The following is a 17,025-nucleotide window of genomic DNA, read 5'->3' on the forward strand; positions in this document are numbered from 1 at the left end:
CCGCCACCGCCGTCCCGTGGCACACCGTCCGGCTGCCCGTCGCCGACCTGGCCGGGGCGCTGGGCGCGGCGGCCGGGGTGGTCGCCACCGTCGCGGTCGACGTCGTACTGCTCACCCAGTCCGAGGTCGCCGAGGTGGCGGAGGGAGGCGAGGGCCGGGGTGGCAGCTCGGCGATGCCCCACAAGCACAACCCGGTCGCCGCGATCTCCGCCCGGGCCTGCGCCCGCCGCGCGCCGGGGCTGGTCGCGACGCTGCTGTCGGCGATGGAGCAGGAGCACGAGCGCGCCGCCGGCGCCTGGCACAGCGAGTGGCCGGCGCTGACCGAGCTGCTCGTCACCGTGGGGTCCGCGGCGTCCTGGCTGGCCGAGAGCCTGCGCGGGCTGCGGCCGGACGTCGCCCGGATGGCCGCCACCGCGGCGGCCGCTGGGGAAGGTCCGCTGGCCGGCGCGCTCGCCGAGGCCCTGACGCCGACCCTGGGGAAGGGGGCCGCGCACGACGCCGCGGCCGCCGCCGTCCGGGAGGCCCGCGACAGCGGCCGCCCGCTGGCCGAGGTGGTCGCCGCCCGCACCGACGTCGACACGAGTGCGGCCCTCGCCGCCGGGCAACCCGCCACGGGCGAGGCCGGCGTCCAGGTCGACGCCGCGCTGGCCCAGCACACCGCGCTGACGGAGGGACGCCCATGATGGCGGTCGAGTGGCGTATACCGGCACGGATCGCCCGCACCGAGGGCACCGCAGCGCTGGCGCCGGTCGTCGCCGGGCGGTGGCTCACGCCGGATTCGCCGCCACCGAGCTGAAGACGATCGCCCGAATGCAGGCCATGATCGCCGGAACGCCGGGCGAGGGCCACGTCGGCTGCTGAGGGAGCGGCCGAGCTGAACCCGCCGCGACCGCAGTCCGATGACGCTGTCGGCACCGTCTCGCGCTCGGTGGTTCGACCCCTTGATAGCCTTGTATTACAAATGACAAAGACGAGGGTGGCTCGCCGGCGCGGAGGGGGTGATCGCGGCTGAGCGCCGTCACCCGGGCCGGTGGGCCGGCGGCACCGTGATCGACGTGCACCAACCCGCCCGTCAAGGAGGAGATGTGAACGTCACCCCAGCGAGCTCCCTGCGGGGAGATGCGCCGACAGCCGAGGACCTGGACCTGAGCCGCTTCCCCGGCTACCGCCCCGGCTCGCCGCCCCAGTACGCCGAGTACCACGCTGAGGTCGACTTCCTCGACGAGATGGAGGCCATCTAGGGCAAGCGGTGGGGCGCCCAGGGCATCGGCCGGCTCCGTGAGGTGGCGATGAGCCCCCCGCTGTCGGTCGAGACCCTGCCGGGTTACGAGAAGGACCCGGCCTTCTTCATCCAGGGCCCACTGCCCGACCTGGGCAGGATGCGGGACGAGCACGCCAAGTTGATGGAGACCTACCGGCAGCTGGGCATCGAGGTGCGGATCTTCGAGTACCCGGAGTCACCGAGGTCGGCGTACGGCCCACTCAAGCGCGCTGTCTCGGCGGCCGCCGGATTCGTCATCAACGGCGGAGCGATCGTCGCCCGGGAGGCCGCGCCCTACTGGCGCGGCCGCTCGCGCTACGTCTCGCAGTACCTGCAGTCGATCGGCGTCCCGATCCTCTACACCGTCCACGGCAAGGGCGTCTGCGAGGGCGGCGCCTTCCGCCGGATGGCCGACGACTTCATCGTCGCCATGCTCTCCACCGACTGCAATCGCGACGGCCTGGAGCAGGTCCGACCGGTCCTCGAGCGCGCCGGTTACCACATCTGGACGGCGCACAGCCCCGGCCCGCTGCACGAATACCACCCGGAGATCGTGGGCTGGATCCACGCCGACATGTGGATAGCCCCGCTGGACCGCGACCTGGCGCTCATCTACCCGCCGTGGTGCGACTACGAGACGATCCGCTACCTGCGATCCATCGACTACACCCTGATCGAGGCGGACCGCGAGGAGCAGCTGCGCGTCGTCCCGTGCAACCTGCAGACGGTGGAGTCGCGCAAGGTGGTCATGATCGCCGGCGCGCCGAGGACCCGGGCCCGGTTGGAGACGCACGGGGTCGAGGTGATCGAGGTCGAGTACGCCGAGGTGCTCAAGTACGGCGGCTCGATCTACTGCACGACGATGCAGCTGGCCCGCGACCCGGGGCCGCGGGTCTTCGGTTGAACGAGGGCAGGAGCAGGGTCGAGCGCGCCGCGCTCGTCCGCACCTGTACCGATTCTTGACATCTCTGTAATACAAGAGACAAGGTTTGTGCCATACGGTGACGGCAGACACAGGGACGGCGGCAACTCCTCGGTGGCAGCCGCACCGTCGACCTCGTGTGGCGACGACGGGAGGAGAGACCGGTGAAGCCGGGAGCGTTCGAGTACGTGGCGCCGGAGAGCCTCGAGGCGGCACTGGCGGTACTGACCGATCGCGGAGAGGACGCCTCGATCCTCTCCGGCGGGCAGAGCCTGCTGCCGCTGCTCAACATGCGCCTGGCCCGCCCGGAGGTGCTCCTCGACATCAACCGGCTGGGGGAGCTCGCCACCTGGGAGGTCACCGGCGACGAGGTCCGCGTCGGTGCCCTGGTCCGCGCCGCCCGGCTCGAGCGCGACGCGGAGGTACTCGCCACGCTGCCGGTGCTCCCGGAGGCGATCAGCCACATCGGCCACCCGCAGATCCGCAATCGGACGACCGTGGGTGGCAACGTCGCGCACGCCGACCCGTCCTCGGAGCTGCCCGGCGTCCTTGCCGCCCTCGATGGCAGCGTGGAGCTCCGCTCGCAGTCCGGCACGCGCACGTTGTCGTGGGACGAGTTCTTCGTCAGCGTGTTCACCACCGCCCGCGAGCCGGAGGAGCTGGTGATCGGCGTCCGGTTCCCGCTGCTGCGTGGCTGGGACGTCCGCTTCACCGAGATGGCCCGCAGGCACGGCGACTTCCCGATCGTCGCGCTGACCGTCGCAGTCCAGGAGGACGGCGGGGTCCTCACCGGTCTGCGCGCGGCTGCGACCGGCGTCGCCGACCGGCCGGTCCGCCTCACCGAGGTCGAGCAGGCCGCCACCGGCCGCTCCCTCGACGACGCAGTCATCGCCGACCTGGCCGGGCTGGCGCGCGACGCCGTCGACCCGCAGCCCGACGGGGCCGGTAGCGCCGAGTACCGCAAGCACCTCGTCGGGACCCTGCTGTCCCGTGTCCTCGCCCCTGAACTCGGCCGTTCGGCTGCCTGAGCAACTCCACGAGGAGGAGACCCCCGGTGACCATCGACGACACCGTGACCGGCGTCGACCTGTGCGAAGTGACGGTGATTGTGAACGGTCAGCTTCGCCGGGCGCGCACCGAGGTGCGCACGCTGCTCTCGGACTTCCTGCGCCACGACCTCGGGCTGACCGGCACCCACGTCGGCTGCGAGCACGGAGCCTGCGGCGCCTGCACGGTGCTCGTCGACGGGACGGCGGTCCGCGCCTGCCTGATGCTCGCGGTGCAGGTCGACGGCGGCGAGGTCACCACCGTGGAGGGCATCACCCCCGACGAGGGCCTCAGCCCGCTGCAGGACGCGATGTGGGCCGAGCACGGCCTTCAGTGCGGCTTCTGCACCCCCGGCATCCTCTGCTCGGTCGAGGGCGCGGCCCGCGCCGGCGAGAACGTCGGGGAACGCCTCGACGACCTGCTGGGCGGCCACATCTGCCGGTGCACCGGCTACCAGAACGTGCGTGCCGCGGTCCGCCTCTACTGCGCCGGTGGGCAGGAGGCGGGCCGATGACCGTCGCCCCCGAGCGTCCGGCCTCGCTGGTCGGGGCCCGCGTCCGCCGCGTCAACGACCCGCGGTTGCTGCGCGGCGAGGGCCGCTACGTCGACGACGTCCACGTGGCCGGGATGGTGCACGCCACGATCGTGCGCAGCCCGATCGCGCATGGCGTCCTGCGCACCTTCGACGCCTCGGCCTGCGGTGCGCTGCTGGCGCTCGGCCCCGACGAGATCGCCGCCGCTACCCGGCCGCTACAGTGCGTCTGGCTCGCCGAGGGACAGCGGCAGACCGAGGTGCTGCTCGGCGACCGCCGGGTCCGCTACGTGGGCCAGCCGGTCGGCGTGGTGGTGGCCCTGTCCCGGGCCGCCGCCGAGGACGCGGCCGAGCTCATCGAGCTGGACTACGACGAACTCCCGACCGTCGCCGACCAGGAGCAGGCGCTGAGGGACGGCGCTCCGCTGCTGCAGCCCGAGTGGGGCACCAACGTGGCTGCCGACTTCCGCGTCGGTGACGACGCCGAGACGGTGGAGGCCGCGATGGCCCGCGCCGCCCGGGTGGTCGAGCGCAGACTGGTGATCCCGCGGATCGTGCCGAGCCCCATGGAGACCCGCGGCGTCGTCGCCAGCTGGGACGCCAACCTACGCGAGCTGACCGTGTGGTCGTCGACGCAGACGCCGCACCACGTCCGCGACCACCTCGCGACCAGCCTCCGGCTGTCGGCCGACCAGGTGCGGGTGATCGCCCCCGACCTCGGCGGTGGCTTCGGGTCCAAGGAGCACCTGTACCCCGACGAGGTCATGGTCTCCCTGGCCTCGATGCGGCTCGGCCGTCCGGTCAAGTGGATCGAGGACCGCGTCGAACACTTCACCGCCACGATGCACGCCCGGGACGCCGTCCACTACGCCCGGCTGGGCATGGACGAGGACGGCCGGTTCGTCGCGATCGCCAGCGACGTCATCGGCAACCTCGGCGCCCACCCGTCGAACGTGGGCACCGGCCCCTTCCGGATCTCCGGCTCGATGCTGCCCGGGCCGTATCGGTTCTCCTCCGCCGGTGTCCGCGTCCGGGGGGTGCTGACCAACACCACCCCGACCGGCGCCTACCGCGGCTTCGGCATGCAGGAGGCGGCGTGGGTCCGCGAGCGGCTGGTCGACGAGGCTGCTCGCGAGCTCGGCGTGGATCCGGTCGAGCTGCGGCTCATGAACATGGTCCGCGAGGACGAGCTGCCCCACACGACGCCCACCCTCCAGGACTACGACTCCGGAGACTACGTCGAGGGCCTGAGCATGTTGCGCGACATGGTCAGCAAGCGCGAGGTGCCCAGTGACGCCAACCCGCGCATCCGTCGGGGCGTCGGCTACGGCAGCCAGGTGGAGTTCACCGGCCTCGGGCCGAGCCCGGTCCAGAAGATCGTCGGTTTCCACCTCGGTGGCTTCGAGACCGGCGTCGTGCGGGTCGACCCCGATGGCAGCGTCGTCGTCAGCTCCGGGGTCATGGGCATGGGCCAGGGCATCGAGACGACACTGGCCCAGATCGCCGCGGACAAGCTCGGCGTGCCGCTGGAGAAGGTCCGGGTGACGCTGGGCGACACCAAGGTCGCGCCCTACTCGGCGTCCGGCTCCATCGCCAGCAGGTCGATGACGGTCGGCGGCGGCGCGGTCACCCGCGCCTCGATCGCCCTCTCCGACAAGATGCGTCGCATCGCCGCCCATCAGATGGAGGCCGACGCCGGCGACGTCGAGCTGGTCGACGGGGTGTTCCGGGTCAAGGGGGTGCCCTCGACCGGCGTCGCGTTCGGCGACGTCGCCGCCTCGACCTGGCTGGGATGGGACCTGCCGCCGGGGGAGGAGGCCGGGCTCGAGGTCAAGGACATGCACGAGCCGGCGAACATCAGTTACTCGTACTCGTCGCATGCCGCAGCCGTCGCCGTCGACCTCGACACCGGCAAGGTGCACATCGAGGGCTACTGGGTCACCCACGACTCGGGCACAGTGATCAATCCGATGATCGTCGACGGTCAGGTCATGGGCGGCGTCGCGCAGGGCATCGGCATCGCGCTCTACGAGAAGATGACCTACGGCGAGGCCGCGCAGCCGACAACGACGTCCTTCCTCGACTACCTGGTGCCACTGTCGGGCGACGTGCCGGACCTGGTGATCGGCCACACCGAGCACCCGGCGCCGCACATCCCAGGCGGTATGAAGGGCGCGGGGGAGGGCGGCACCATCCCGGCGCCGGCCACAGTTGCCAACGCGGTCGCCGCCGCCGTCCCGGAGATTGCCGGCAAGGTGCTCGAGACGCCGCTCTCGCCGGGCCGCATGTGGGAGTTGCTCCACGAGGCGGGCCTCCATGACCGGCTCTGACCGCGCGGGCACCGCCCGGCTCACCGCGAGCGGCGTCAGTCACCACTACGGTGGGGTGGCCGCGCTGAGCGACGTTGGATTCGACGTCGCCACGGGCGAGGTGCACGCCCTGCTCGGCGAGAACGGGGCGGGCAAGAGCACGCTGGTGCGGGTGCTCACCGGCGCGCTCGTGCCGGATGCAGGGAAGCTGGCCATCGATGGGCGACGGCTGCGGTTCCACTCCCCGCGGGACGCGCAGGCCGCCGGGATCGGCGTGGTGCACCAGGACTACCACCTGTTCCCCGATCTCACGGTGGCCGAGAACGTCTGTGCGGTGTCGGTGCACGCCCCGTCCCGGGCGCGGATCGTCGACCGGCGGCGAATGGTCGCCACGGCCCACGACCTGCTGCACGAGCTCGGCGTCGACGTCGACCCGCAGCGACGGGCCGGTGGCCTCGACGCCGCGGAGCGCAAGCTCATCGAGATCGCCCGCGCGCTCCTGCAACGACCGCGGTTCCTGTTGCTCGATGAGCCGACCGCCGCCCTGGAGCCGCGCGAGACCGACCGGCTGCTGGGGGTCATCGCCCGCCTGCGGGAACGGGGCACCGGGATCATCCTGGTCAGCCACCGGCTGGGCGAGGTGTGCCGGATCGCCGACCGGGCGACCGCGTTGCGCGACGGGCGCCAGGTGGACACGCTGCCCAGGCCTGAGCTCACGCCGACCGCGCTGACCCACCTCATCGTCGGATCGACGGTCAGCGAGCTCCAGGGGCCGGCGCACCACGCCGGCCCGACGGCGCTCGAGGTGCGCGGGCTACGGCTGCGCGACGGCGCCACGCCGATCGACCTGCACGTCGGGGAGCGGGAGCTCGTCGCGGTCATCGGCCTGGTCGGCTCCGGTGTCCCGGCGGTGCTCGGCGCGGTCGCCGGTTCGGTGCCGAGCCCGTCGGCGAGTATCACGGTCGACGGCCGGGCGGTGCGCATCACCGGCCCTCGGGCCGCCCGCCGGCACGGCATCGGCTTCGCACCGGAGGACCGTAAGCGCACGGGGCTGATGCTGCAGCAGTCGGTCGCGGCCAACATGGGGCTGGGCTCACTGTCCAACTGGTCGCGTGGCGGTTTCACCAACCGCTCGTCGCTGCGGAGCTCTGCGGAGCAGGCCGGCAGGGTCTTCGACATCCGCTGCCGCTCCGTCGATCAGCCGGTTGGCTCGCTGTCCGGCGGCAACCAGCAGAAGGTGCTGCTCGGCCGCTGGCATCTGGCCGGGGTGTCGACACTGGTCGTCCAGGAGCCGTCCCAGGGCGTCGACATCGGCGCGCGGCACGAGATCCACAAGCACCTCGTGTCGTTCGCGGCCGACGGGGGCCGGGTGCTGTTCTCCAGCTCCGACATGGACGAGGTGCGGGCCATCGCGCACCGCATCTACGTGCTCCACGCCGGCGAGGTCTCGGCGGTGTTCGACAACACCGGGTCCGAGCGGCCGTCCCGGGCCGCGGTCACCGAGGCCATGACGACCGACGCCCGTTCGCACGCTCACCTGCCTGACCAGGAGACATCGGCATGACGCAGACCCCTGCCGCTCTGCGGCAGCCCTCGACGGTCCCGGACCCGGCACCGGGACGGGGCCACCGGCGGCGCCGACCGCGTGTCGACGTCGACGCACTGTTCGTCCCGGGCCTGATCCTCGTGCTGGGGCTGGCCCTCACGTTCGCCTCGCCGTTCTTCTTGACCGGGCGCAACCTGGGACAGGTCCTTCTGCAGGGCGCCGTCCTCGGCATCGTCGCCGTCGGCGCGACATTCGTCATCATCGGCGGCGACCTCGACCTCTCCATCGGGTTCAACGTGGCGCTGTCGGGCATCGTGACCGCCCTGGTCATCGTCGAGTCCGGCAGCTGGCCGCTCGGCGTGGTGTGTGGGGTCCTGTGCGGCATGCTGCTCGGGCTGGTCAATGGGCTCCTCTCGGCCGGCCTCGGGGTACCGGCCTTCGTCGCCACCCTCGGTACGGGGACGATCGCCGCGGGCCTGGCGCTCTGGCTGACCAACGGCGTGACCATCTCGGGCCTGCCGCCCGCGTTCGCCGCCCTGGCCACGACCGAGTTCCTGGGCCTGCAGACCCTGGTCTGGTTCATGCTCGGGCTGTTCGTCATCGGCGGCGTCGTTCTCCACATGACGAACTTCGGCATCCGCGTCTTCGCCGCGGGCGGGAACCGGGACGCCGCATTCCTCGCGGGCATCGCGGTCGCCCGGGTCAGGCTGGCGAATTTCGTGATCGCCGGGGCGTGCGGAGGTCTCGCCGGCGTGCTGCTCACCGCCCGCGTCCAGGCCGGGCAGCCCGGCGTCGGAACTAGCCTCACCCTCTTCGCCACCGCAGCGGTGATCCTGGGCGGTACCAGCATTCTCGGCGGGCGCGGGTCGATGGTCCGCACGTTCTTCGGGGTCCTGCTCATCTCGGTCGTCGAGAACGGTCTCAACCTGCTCGGGGTCGACTTCTCCCTGCAGGAGGTCGCCGTCGGCGTGGTGTTCGTGCTCGCGGCCTGCTCCGAGGTGTTCCGCCGACGCCGATAGCCGCCGCTCCTCGTCAGGTCGATCCGCAGAGCGACACAGCGCTCGACGCCCTTGTCATACCCATCTCCGAAAGGGAAGTCCATGAGCATCCGTAGGTTGCGCACGCTGGCCGGACTCGCAGCCACGGCGCTGGCGCTGACCGCATGCGGCGGCAGCGACGGCGACGGTGGTGGTGCCGGTGGTGGCGCGGAGGACCCGTACACCATCGGCGTGAGCTTCTACAGCAACGTCATCCCGCTGTACGTCGAGATGCAGGAGGGCATGGAGGACAAGGCCGAGGAGCTCGGCGCCGAGCTGATCTTCGCCTACGCGGACAACAACGCGGAGAACCAGGCCAATCAGATCAACAGCTTCGTCACCCAGGGCGTGGACATCATCCTGGCCTCGCCGGTCGACGCCGTCGCCCTGGCCCCTGCCTACCGGGAAGCCCGCTCCGCCGGCATCCCGATCATCTCCGTGGCCAACAAGCTCCAGGACGAGAGCCTCGAGGACGCCTACATCGGCCCGAACCTGGTCGACCAGGCCGCTCGGACGATGGAGCGCGTGGCCGAAGGCATGGGCGGCTCCGGACAGCTCCTGCAGGTCACCGGACCGCCGCAGATCGCCTTCGTCCAGGCGCAGATGGAGGGCTGGGAGTCGGTGCTCGCCGACTACCCCGACATCCAGGTCGTCGACACCGTTGCGGTGTCCGACCTGTCGACCGCCGGCGCGCTCGACGCCACGGCGAGCGCCCTGGCCGCCAATCCCGGAGTGACCGGCATCATCGCCAGCAACGACGATGTCGCGCTGGGCGCGATCCAGGCTGTCGAGGCCGCCGGTATCGCTCCGGAGGACATCTTCATCGCCGGGTGGGACGGCAGCGATGCCGCGCTGGAAGCGATCCGGGAGGGCACCTATGACGTGACCCTGGGCCAGCGTCCGTACACCTGGGGGCAGATCGCCGTCCAAACCGCTGTCGACTGGCTCGACGGCGAGCGGCCCGAGGAGCACCGCGTGAGCACGCCGGAGGTCTTCATCGACCAGGAGAACGTGGACACGCTGACCGAGGAGGAGATCCGCTGAGCCGGCGGAGTGCGGGGCCACTGGGAGGACGGCGGCTCCGCACTCCGGCGCAGCACACCTCTTGCCCCGCCTCATGGAAAGGTCCCATCTCGTGCTGATCGCGCTGATGGCCGCACGGGCCGCCGGGCCGGAGGGTGGCGAACCGGAGGCTGCCGAGCAGTCGCGAACGGCCGCCGTCCCGGGCGTGCCACCCGGTTCCGGCCTGGCACCGGGAGCGGCACCGGGTGTCGCCCATGCATCGACCGCGGCGCCCGCTTCCTCGCCTGCGGACGGCGCTTCCCTCGACGTGTGGACGCGGGTGCCACGGCCGGTGCGGACCGCGCTGCAGAAGGGCCTGCCTGCGGTCCTGCTGGTGACCCTTGGCTGGCTGTTCGCCCGTCGGTCCGCGCGCCGGTGACCGACGCGGCCGCCGGCCGGCATGCGCCGCCGGTGCGGCGCACCGCCGTCGTCACCGGCGCGGCCAGCGGCCTCGGCCAGGTGATGGCCGAGCACCTCGCCGCGACCGGTCACGACGTGGCCGTCTGCGATGTGGTGCCCTGCACCGAGACCGCCGAGCGAGTGCGGGCGCACGGCCGGCGGGCGGCCACCGCGATCGCCGACGTCTCCTCGCCCGAGGACGTCGCGGCCTTCGCTGCCACCGGGCACGAGGAACTCGGACCGGTCGGCGTCCTGGTCAACAACGTCGGCGTCTCCCCGTACCGGCCGTTCCTCGAGATCGGCCTCGATGAGTGGCGCTCGGTGATGCGGGTGAACCTCGACGGACTGCTGCTGGTCACCCAGGCATTCCTGCCCGACATGGTCGACGCCGGCGCAGGCAGGGTCGTGTGCATGACCTCCAGCGTCGTCTGGGATCCGCAGTCGACCGAGATGACGCACTACGCCACGTCGAAGGCCGGGGTGTGGGGCTTCACCCGCAGCCTCGCCGGCGAGGTCGGCCGGCACGGCGTCACGGTGAACTGCATCGCGCCCGGCCTCGTGCGCACGCCGCTGCTGCAGGAGCGGGTGCCGCCGGAGCGCTGGGCGGCGACCGCGAGCCGGCAGGCCGTGCCACGGACGCTGGAGCCCGCAGACCTGCTCGTCGCTCTGGACTACCTCCTCTCCGACGCCGCCTCCGCGGTCACCGGGACGACGGTGCCGGTCAACGGCGGGCGGGTGTGGCTGTAATGGAAATCGGCGATTCCCATCGTTCGAGGCGGCCCGCAGGGGCCATGGATTCTGTGAGCGGACAGGGGCGTGAGCATCGCAGCGAGCGACCGAGCCGACAGGGAGCGAGCATCGCAGCGAGCGCCAGCGAGCGAGGAGCGGAGCGACCGCGGAGGCGAGAAGTGTCGCAGCGAGCGAGGAGCGGAGCAACCCGCGGGAGCGACCCAGAAGGCGCTGTGAGCGCGTCGGGCCGGTGGACCGGACTGCGCCGCGGCGACCACGTCGGCCTGGTCGTACCGGACCTGGAGGCAGCGATCGCCTGGTTCGACGACGTCCTGGGTGGTGTGTGCGTGCTGCGGCACGGCCCGTACCGGGGCGTTCCCGGGGACCCGGACATGCAGGTGCGCCAGTTCGCTCGGCATCCCCGTACCGAGGTCGACGGCATCGCCGTGGTCCAGGTCGCCGACCTCGTGCTCGAACTGCTGCAGTTCTCCGCCCCCGATCAGCGCCACGAGCCGCCGCGGACCAGCGACGCCGGTGGACACCACGTCGCCTTCTACGTCGACGACCTCGACGCCGCGGTCACGCAGCTGCGGGCGAAGGGCGTGCAGGTGCTGGGGGAGCCGATGCCGTTGCCCGGCCCGGAGGCAGGGGAGCAGGCGCGTTTCGTGTTCGCCCTGACGCCGTGGGGGCTGGCGCTGGAGTTCGTCAGCTATCCGCACGGCAAGGCCTGGCAATAGCAGCCGTCTGCCGCGACGTCGTCGTCCCCTACCGGAGGTGTGTCATGACCCCGCCGCCGGCCGCCACGCTGCAGCGCAGCGCCCGCATCCCGCACCTGGAGACGCTGAGCGTCGAGGCGCAGGCCGACATGGAGCAGGCGCGCCGGCTGGGGACCCCGGACCCGGACGTCTACCGGATCTCCGACCACCATCCCGCGCGTCCGCACATGGGGCTGCACAGCCGAGCGGAGTCCTGACGACGAACGGCCGGCCGGCGTTCCTGGGCACCTTCACAGTTCCAGGCTTCCCCGCTCCAGGTCGTCGCCGAGTCGCTGCGCGGCATCGGTGAGCGTGCCGCGTGCCGCCGCCAGCCAGGCCTCCCCGCAGCGGCGCTCGAGGCCCGTGGCTGCCAGGGAGCAGACCACCTCGCCGCCGACGAGCACCGGTACCGCGACGGCGACCGCGCCGACGGACATCTCACCGCGGGTGACCAGATGTCCGTTGCGACGGATCTGCGGCACCTCGCGCAGGATCGCGTCGGGCGCCAGGGTCCGCTCGGTGAGCCGGCGCCGGGGCTCCTCCAGAACGCGCTTGATCACTGCTGCGGGGGCATGGGCGAGGAGCAGCCGTTGCCCGGCCCCCGCGTAGAGGGGGAGCACCTGACCGATGCGGAAGGCCAGCCGCTTGTCCTGATGGGACTCCACCTGGCGCAGGCAGACCGCCTGGGTGCCGGCGCGCACGGCGAGGACCGAGGTCTCCCCGGTGGAGCCGCTGATCTCCCGGAGCACCGAATGGCTGACTTGGACAAGGCGGGTCCGGACGGTGTCCAACCCGGCCAGCTTCAGCAGCCGCCACCCCGGCAGGTAGGAGCTGTCCCGTTCCTCGACCAGCTTCATGTCGCGCAGGATGCGCAGGTACCGGTAGACGGTACTGAGCGGCAGGCCCAATTCGGCCGCCACCTCGTCGGCCCGTGCCTCACCGCTCTCGGCCACGCTGATGAGCACGTTCAGTCCGCGGGTGAACGACGCGCTGCTCCCTGCCGGCTGCGTCACGGGGACGACCGCCGGCCGGCAGGGAGTTCCAGGGCGACGCATCCGTCGCACGAGCCGTTGTCCGGCTGCTGTCTCCGTATTCTCACGCCATGAGAATGCACCCTTTTCGACTGTGGTGACCAGCACTATGAATGACAAACCACAGCGATCGTCTGGCGAGCCGAGGTCCCCGCCAGCTCGACCTCCATCGACCGACCACCTGGCCGCACCAGTGCCGACCCCAGAGGTAAACATGCCGGTTCCGCAAGCGACATTCCGTCCTCCGCAGCGCGGGAACGCCGAGCCCCTTCCGCAGCAGAGGGCGACGGCCGGTGCGGAGTTGTCCGTGTGCGGGCTACAGGTCTCCTTCGGAGACTTCACCGCGGTCCAGGACCTCACGTTCGAGGTCCAGCGCGGAGAGTTCCTCTCCATCGTCGGCCGCAGCGGCTGCGGCAAGACGAGCCTGTTCAACGCGGTCGCCGGCCTGCTGAAGCCGTACGCCGGAACGGTGGAGTACCGGGGTGACGACGTCTCCGGAAGGCCCGGTCACGCCGGCTACATGCTGCAGCGCGACCACCTCTTCCCGTGGAAGAAGCTGCTCGACAACGTCGTCATCGGCCTCGACGTCCTCGGTTCCAACCGCAAGGCCAGCCGCGAGAAGGCACGTGCGCTGCTCCCGCGGTTCGGCCTGGAGGGCTTCCAGGACGCCTACCCGGGGCAGCTGTCCGGGGGGATGAAGCAGCGCGCGGCCCTGCTCCGGACCGTGCTGCTCGACCGTGACCTGCTGCTGCTGGACGAGCCGTTCGGCGCCCTCGACGCGATCACCCGCGGCGAGCTGCAGGCCTGGCTGCTCGACCTCTGCGACGAGCTGCAGAAGACCGTCCTGTTCATCACGCACGACGTCGAGGAGGCGATCTACCTCTCCGACCGGGTGATGGTCATGAACGGGCCGCCGGGGCACATCGCCGACACGGTCGCGGTCGACATCCCGCGACCGCGCCACTTCGCCGACGTCGTCACGAGCCAGCGGTTCACCGAGCTCAAGCACCGCCTGCTGGACGACATCTCCGCCGGGAGGACCGCGTGACCGCCACCGACGTCCAGGCTCCCGCTGGACCCTCCCGGATGCGCCGAGGCGCCCAGCAGGCCGGTAAGTCCGTTCGGCTGCTTCCCGCCGTCGGACTCTTCCTCCTGCTGTTGGTGGGCTGGGAGGTCTACGTCCAGGTCTCCGGGATCAACAGCCTCCTGCTCCCGCCGCCCTCTGCGGTGGCCGAGTCGCTGTGGACCGACTGGCAGATCTACGAGCCCGAGCTGCTGGTGACCCTGCGCGAGGCCGTCTTCGGCTTCCTCCTGGCGACCGTCGTGGGCATCGGCTTGGCGATCATCATCACCTCCACCAAGGTCATGCGGCTGGCGGTGTACCCGTTGGTCATCGCCTCGCAGGCGGTGCCGATCATCGCAATCGCGCCGCTGCTGATCCTGTGGTTCGGCTTCGGCGAGACTTCCAAGGTCCTGGCCGCGGCGTTGGTGGCCTTCTTCCCGATCGTCGTGGGCGCCGCCGCGGGGCTGGACTCGCTGGACTCCGGAGCCGTCTCGCTGATGCGCTCCTTCCCGGCCAGCCGGTCGCAGGTCTTCCTAAAGGCGCGGCTGCCCAACGCGCTGCCGCAGATCTTCTCGGGCCTGCGCGTCGGAGCGGTGCTGGCGGTGATCGGCGCGATCGTCGGCGAGTTCGTCGGTGCCGATCAAGGGCTCGGGCTCCTGCTGGCCCGCGCCAACTCCATGCTGCAACCGGTGACGGTCTTCGCGTGCATCGTGCTGCTCGCGCTGCTCGGCATGGTGCTGTTCCTCTGCGTCGTCGTCGTGGAGTGGCTCGTGCTCCCGTGGCGTCGCGGAGGCCAGCGCTAGTTCTGTCTCAGCACTGCTCCTCCCGTCCCTTCCCTCCCAGCTCAGGAGAACCGATGTTGTCTGCTGCCCGCACGTCCCCCGGTCGCCGGGGCAGGTACCGCACCGTCGTCGCGGCCGTCGCGGCCGCAACCCTCCTCACCGCGTGCGGCGGTTCGGAGGAGTCCTCCGCCTCCGCGGCGAACGGCGAGGAGCTCGTGCCGCTCGACTTCCAGTTGAACTTCCTGCCCGGCGGCACCACGTTGGGGTACTTCGTCGCCGACTACCAGGGCTTCTACGAGGAGGAGGGGCTGGAGGTCGACGTCCGGTCCTCCACCGACCCCACCCTGTCGGTGAGGCTGATCGGTAGCGGTGAGCGCAACATCGGTGCCGTGTACACGGCCGACATGCTCAATGCAGCGGTCGCAGGAAGCCCCGTCACCATCGTCCGGTCGAACCAGTGTGAGAACCCCTTCGGGATCCTCGCACTGGCCGAGTCCGGAATCGAGGAGCCGGCCGACCTGCGCGGTCAGCGAGTCGGCGTCACCGATCTCGTCGTCGACCGGGCCTACTTCGCCGCGATGCTGGAGAGCGCCGGCCTGACCGAGCAGGACCTCACCGTCGTCAACCCGGGCTTCACCGGCGTGCAGCAGTTGCTGCAGGGCAACCTGGACGCGACCAGCGAGATCGTCGACTACGGCCCCGTCATCATGGAGCAGCAGGGGAAGGATTACACCTTCATCCCGTACGCCGACCACGGTGCTCCGAACGCGCCGTTCAGCGCAGTCGCGGTCAACCCGGACTGGCTGGCCGAGGACGGCAACGAAGAAATCGTCCAGCGCTTCCTCAGGGCACTCGACAAGGCCGAAGCGTGGGCTTCCGAGAACCTCGAGGAGGCCGCCGACCAGTTCGTCGCGCAGTTCCCGGACGCCGACAAGGAGACCGTGATGGCCCAGTTCGAGGCCTCCTACGACCCCGGCTGCAGTGGCGCGAGTGACATCCAGGAATACCAGGAGCTGGCCGACTTCCTGACCGAGCAGGGCCACCTCGAGGAGCCCGTCGACGTCACCGAGCACGTCACCAACGACTACCTCGCCGAGCCCGTCGACTGATCCCGCGAACCCGGGCAGCCGGCGCCCTCGTACCCACACCGGTACGGGGCGCCGGCTGCCGCCCATCCCGCACAGTGCGGACGCGTCGCCGCACCGGACCCAGGAGAGGAACCGAGGAAGCGTTGAGCAGCTCACTCGCCGAACGGGACCAGTGGAAGACCGTGGTGCAGCAGCAGGTCCTCTCGCGCGCCGACGACCTGATCTCGCTGAGCCACCGCCTGCAGCAGCACCCCGAGACGGCGTTCGAGGAGCACCGGGCAGCGGCCTGGCTGACCGAAGTGCTCGACGACGCCGGGTTCACCGTCGAGCGCGGCGTGGCGGACCTGCCGACCGCCTTCATGGCGACCTACGGCTCCGGTTCCTTGACCGTCGGCGTCTGTGCCGAGTACGACGCGCTGCCCGCCATCGGGCACGCCTGCGGTCACAACATCATCGCCGGCAGCGCGCTCGGTACGGGTCTCGCCCTGCGCGCGGTCGCCGACGAGCTCGACCTCACCGTGAAGGTGCTCGGCACGCCGGCGGAGGAAGGGGGCGGCGGCAAGGTCGTCATGATCGAGAAGGGCCTGTTCGACGACCTGCACGCCGCCCTGATGATCCATCCGACGCCGCGTGAACTGGTGGCCCCCGATCTGCTGGCCATGTCGGCGCGGTCCTTCGAGTTCCAAGGTCGAGAGGCGCACGCCGCCTCCTTCCCGGAGGCCGGGATCAATGCCATGGACGCGCTGACGGTCGCGCAGGTCTCGATCGGGCTGCTGCGCCAGCACATCCTCGACGACGAGCGGATCCACGGCGTGCCGGAGCACGGGTACGAGGCCGCCAACGTGATCCCATCGCACGCGCGCGCCAACTACGTGGCGCGGGCCGCGAGCCGCGAGCGGCTGGAGGTCCTGGTCGACCGTCTCACCAAGTGTTTCGAGGCCGGCGCCCTGGCCACCGGCGCGACGCTGACGATCGACACCTCCAAGCCAGCCTACCTGGAGATGAAACACGACCCGCTGCTCATGGAGCTCTACCGGGTCAACGCCGAGAACCTCGGCCGGCGGTTCCGGCCGCTGCAGCGCGGCGACTCGGCGGGCTACGCCTCGACCGACTTCGGCAACGTCTCCCATCACGTCCCGGCCATCATCCCGACCGTCGACATCGGATCGGGGGCCATCGGCAACCACGAGCCCGAGTTCGCCGACTGCGCCGTCACGCCCACGGCCGACAAGGCGCTGCTGGACGGCGCGGTCGCCATGGCGTGGACGGTCATCGACACGGCGGCCGACGCCGTCGTCCGCACCGCCCTGTCGAGCGCCCGCGATGCTCGGATCGGCGTCTGATGCCTCGGGGGTGCCCCCTGTCGGTATCGCCGGCGTTCCGGTGGTCGGTCCGTTGGCGGCTGTCGCCAGCACGTCGGCGTCCGGGGCCTGCTGGCGGGCGGTGTCGGGAACGGCTGCGC

17 protein-coding genes are annotated in these 17,025 nt (G+C 71.3%); 16 read left to right on the forward strand and 1 reads right to left on the reverse strand.

Annotated features, from left to right (window positions below; all coding sequences use genetic code 11):
* The 12 genes from E4P41_RS11205 to E4P41_RS11255 all read left to right on the forward strand — a co-directional run.
* Positions 1–683: lyase family protein (locus E4P41_RS11205; RefSeq protein ID WP_245177276.1), on the forward strand; the 683-nt coding region annotated here is incomplete at its 5' end.
* Between the two features lie 402 nt (positions 684–1,085).
* Complete coding sequence (locus E4P41_RS22125) at positions 1,086–1,241, forward strand: hypothetical protein (protein ID WP_167761035.1); 156 nt, start codon at positions 1,086–1,088, stop codon at positions 1,239–1,241.
* 48 nt (positions 1,242–1,289) lie between these two features.
* A complete protein-coding gene (locus E4P41_RS11210; protein WP_135141338.1) occupies positions 1,290–2,165 on the forward strand; it encodes a hypothetical protein in 876 nt (291 codons plus the stop codon).
* A gap of 182 nt (positions 2,166–2,347) precedes the next feature.
* Positions 2,348–3,211 (forward strand): xanthine dehydrogenase family protein subunit M, encoded by an 864-nt coding sequence (locus E4P41_RS11215; protein ID WP_167761036.1) that lies wholly within the window; start codon positions 2,348–2,350, stop codon positions 3,209–3,211.
* Positions 3,212–3,237: 26 nt separating this feature from the next.
* Positions 3,238–3,744, forward strand: coding sequence for a (2Fe-2S)-binding protein (locus E4P41_RS11220; protein WP_135141340.1), 507 nt, complete (start codon positions 3,238–3,240; stop codon positions 3,742–3,744).
* A complete protein-coding gene (locus tag E4P41_RS11225; protein WP_135141341.1) occupies positions 3,741–6,092 on the forward strand; it encodes a xanthine dehydrogenase family protein molybdopterin-binding subunit in 2,352 nt (783 codons plus the stop codon). The genes E4P41_RS11220 and E4P41_RS11225 overlap by 4 nt, the downstream gene beginning before the upstream one ends.
* Positions 6,079–7,635, forward strand: a complete 1,557-nt coding sequence (locus E4P41_RS11230; protein WP_135141342.1) for a sugar ABC transporter ATP-binding protein — start codon at positions 6,079–6,081, stop codon at positions 7,633–7,635. The genes E4P41_RS11225 and E4P41_RS11230 overlap by 14 nt, the downstream gene beginning before the upstream one ends.
* On the forward strand, positions 7,632–8,636 hold the full coding sequence (locus tag E4P41_RS11235; protein WP_135141343.1) for an ABC transporter permease: 1,005 nt from the start codon (positions 7,632–7,634) through the stop codon (positions 8,634–8,636). Before E4P41_RS11230 ends, E4P41_RS11235 begins: the two co-directional genes overlap by 4 nt.
* 81 nt (positions 8,637–8,717) lie before the next feature.
* The gene (locus tag E4P41_RS11240; protein ID WP_135141344.1) at positions 8,718–9,698 is read left to right on the forward strand and encodes a sugar ABC transporter substrate-binding protein; all 981 of its coding nucleotides are present in this window, start codon (positions 8,718–8,720) and stop codon (positions 9,696–9,698) included.
* Positions 9,699–10,091: 393 nt separating this feature from the next.
* Entirely contained in the window at positions 10,092–10,862 is a 771-nt protein-coding gene (locus E4P41_RS11245) for an SDR family NAD(P)-dependent oxidoreductase (RefSeq protein ID WP_135141345.1), read from the forward strand.
* A gap of 215 nt (positions 10,863–11,077) precedes the next feature.
* Positions 11,078–11,581 (forward strand): VOC family protein, encoded by a 504-nt coding sequence (locus E4P41_RS11250; RefSeq protein WP_167761037.1) that lies wholly within the window; start codon positions 11,078–11,080, stop codon positions 11,579–11,581.
* A gap of 44 nt (positions 11,582–11,625) precedes the next feature.
* Positions 11,626–11,817: a hypothetical protein gene (locus tag E4P41_RS11255; RefSeq protein ID WP_135141347.1), complete on the forward strand. Its 192-nt coding sequence runs from the start codon at positions 11,626–11,628 to the stop codon at positions 11,815–11,817.
* 33 nt (positions 11,818–11,850) lie between these two features.
* Here E4P41_RS11255 and E4P41_RS22130 read toward each other — a convergent pair whose 3' ends face one another.
* Positions 11,851–12,612, reverse strand: coding sequence for an IclR family transcriptional regulator C-terminal domain-containing protein (locus tag E4P41_RS22130; protein ID WP_167761038.1), 762 nt, complete (start codon positions 12,610–12,612; stop codon positions 11,851–11,853).
* 325 nt (positions 12,613–12,937) lie between these two features.
* On the opposite strand from E4P41_RS22130, the gene E4P41_RS11265 reads away from it, so the two are divergent.
* The 4 genes from E4P41_RS11265 to E4P41_RS11280 all read left to right on the forward strand — a co-directional run bounded on the left by E4P41_RS11265 (position 12,938) and on the right by E4P41_RS11280 (position 16,906).
* Complete coding sequence (locus tag E4P41_RS11265; protein ID WP_167761039.1) at positions 12,938–13,678, forward strand: ABC transporter ATP-binding protein; 741 nt, start codon at positions 12,938–12,940, stop codon at positions 13,676–13,678.
* The gene (locus E4P41_RS11270; protein ID WP_135141349.1) at positions 13,675–14,496 is read left to right on the forward strand and encodes an ABC transporter permease; all 822 of its coding nucleotides are present in this window, start codon (positions 13,675–13,677) and stop codon (positions 14,494–14,496) included. Before E4P41_RS11265 ends, E4P41_RS11270 begins: the two co-directional genes overlap by 4 nt.
* Before the next feature lie 53 nt (positions 14,497–14,549).
* Positions 14,550–15,584 carry an ABC transporter substrate-binding protein gene (locus tag E4P41_RS11275; protein ID WP_135141350.1) on the forward strand — a complete coding sequence of 345 codons (1,035 nt, stop codon included), beginning with the start codon at positions 14,550–14,552 and terminating at the stop codon, positions 15,582–15,584.
* 122 nt (positions 15,585–15,706) lie between these two features.
* Positions 15,707–16,906, forward strand: coding sequence for a M20 family metallopeptidase (locus tag E4P41_RS11280; protein WP_209307661.1), 1,200 nt, complete (start codon positions 15,707–15,709; stop codon positions 16,904–16,906).
* The last annotated feature ends 119 nt before the right edge of the window (positions 16,907–17,025 follow it).

The sequence above is a fragment of the Geodermatophilus sp. DF01-2 genome, assembly GCF_004571065.1.
Taxonomy (GTDB): Bacteria; Actinomycetota; Actinomycetes; order Mycobacteriales; family Geodermatophilaceae; genus Geodermatophilus.

Excerpts from the sequence above, each read along its gene's own strand:
- E4P41_RS11255 (WP_135141347.1), top strand. The coding sequence starts at position 11,626 with ATGACCCCGCCGCCGGCCGCCACGCTGCAGCGCAGCGCCCGCATCCCG.
- E4P41_RS11225 (WP_135141341.1), top strand. The coding sequence starts at position 3,741 with ATGACCGTCGCCCCCGAGCGTCCGGCCTCGCTGGTCGGGGCCCGCGTC.
- E4P41_RS11230 (WP_135141342.1), top strand. The coding sequence starts at position 6,079 with ATGACCGGCTCTGACCGCGCGGGCACCGCCCGGCTCACCGCGAGCGGC.
- E4P41_RS11240 (WP_135141344.1), top strand. The coding sequence starts at position 8,718 with ATGAGCATCCGTAGGTTGCGCACGCTGGCCGGACTCGCAGCCACGGCG.
- E4P41_RS11235 (WP_135141343.1), top strand. The coding sequence starts at position 7,632 with ATGACGCAGACCCCTGCCGCTCTGCGGCAGCCCTCGACGGTCCCGGAC.
- E4P41_RS11275 (WP_135141350.1), top strand. The coding sequence starts at position 14,550 with ATGTTGTCTGCTGCCCGCACGTCCCCCGGTCGCCGGGGCAGGTACCGC.
- E4P41_RS11210 (WP_135141338.1), top strand. The coding sequence starts at position 1,290 with ATGAGCCCCCCGCTGTCGGTCGAGACCCTGCCGGGTTACGAGAAGGAC.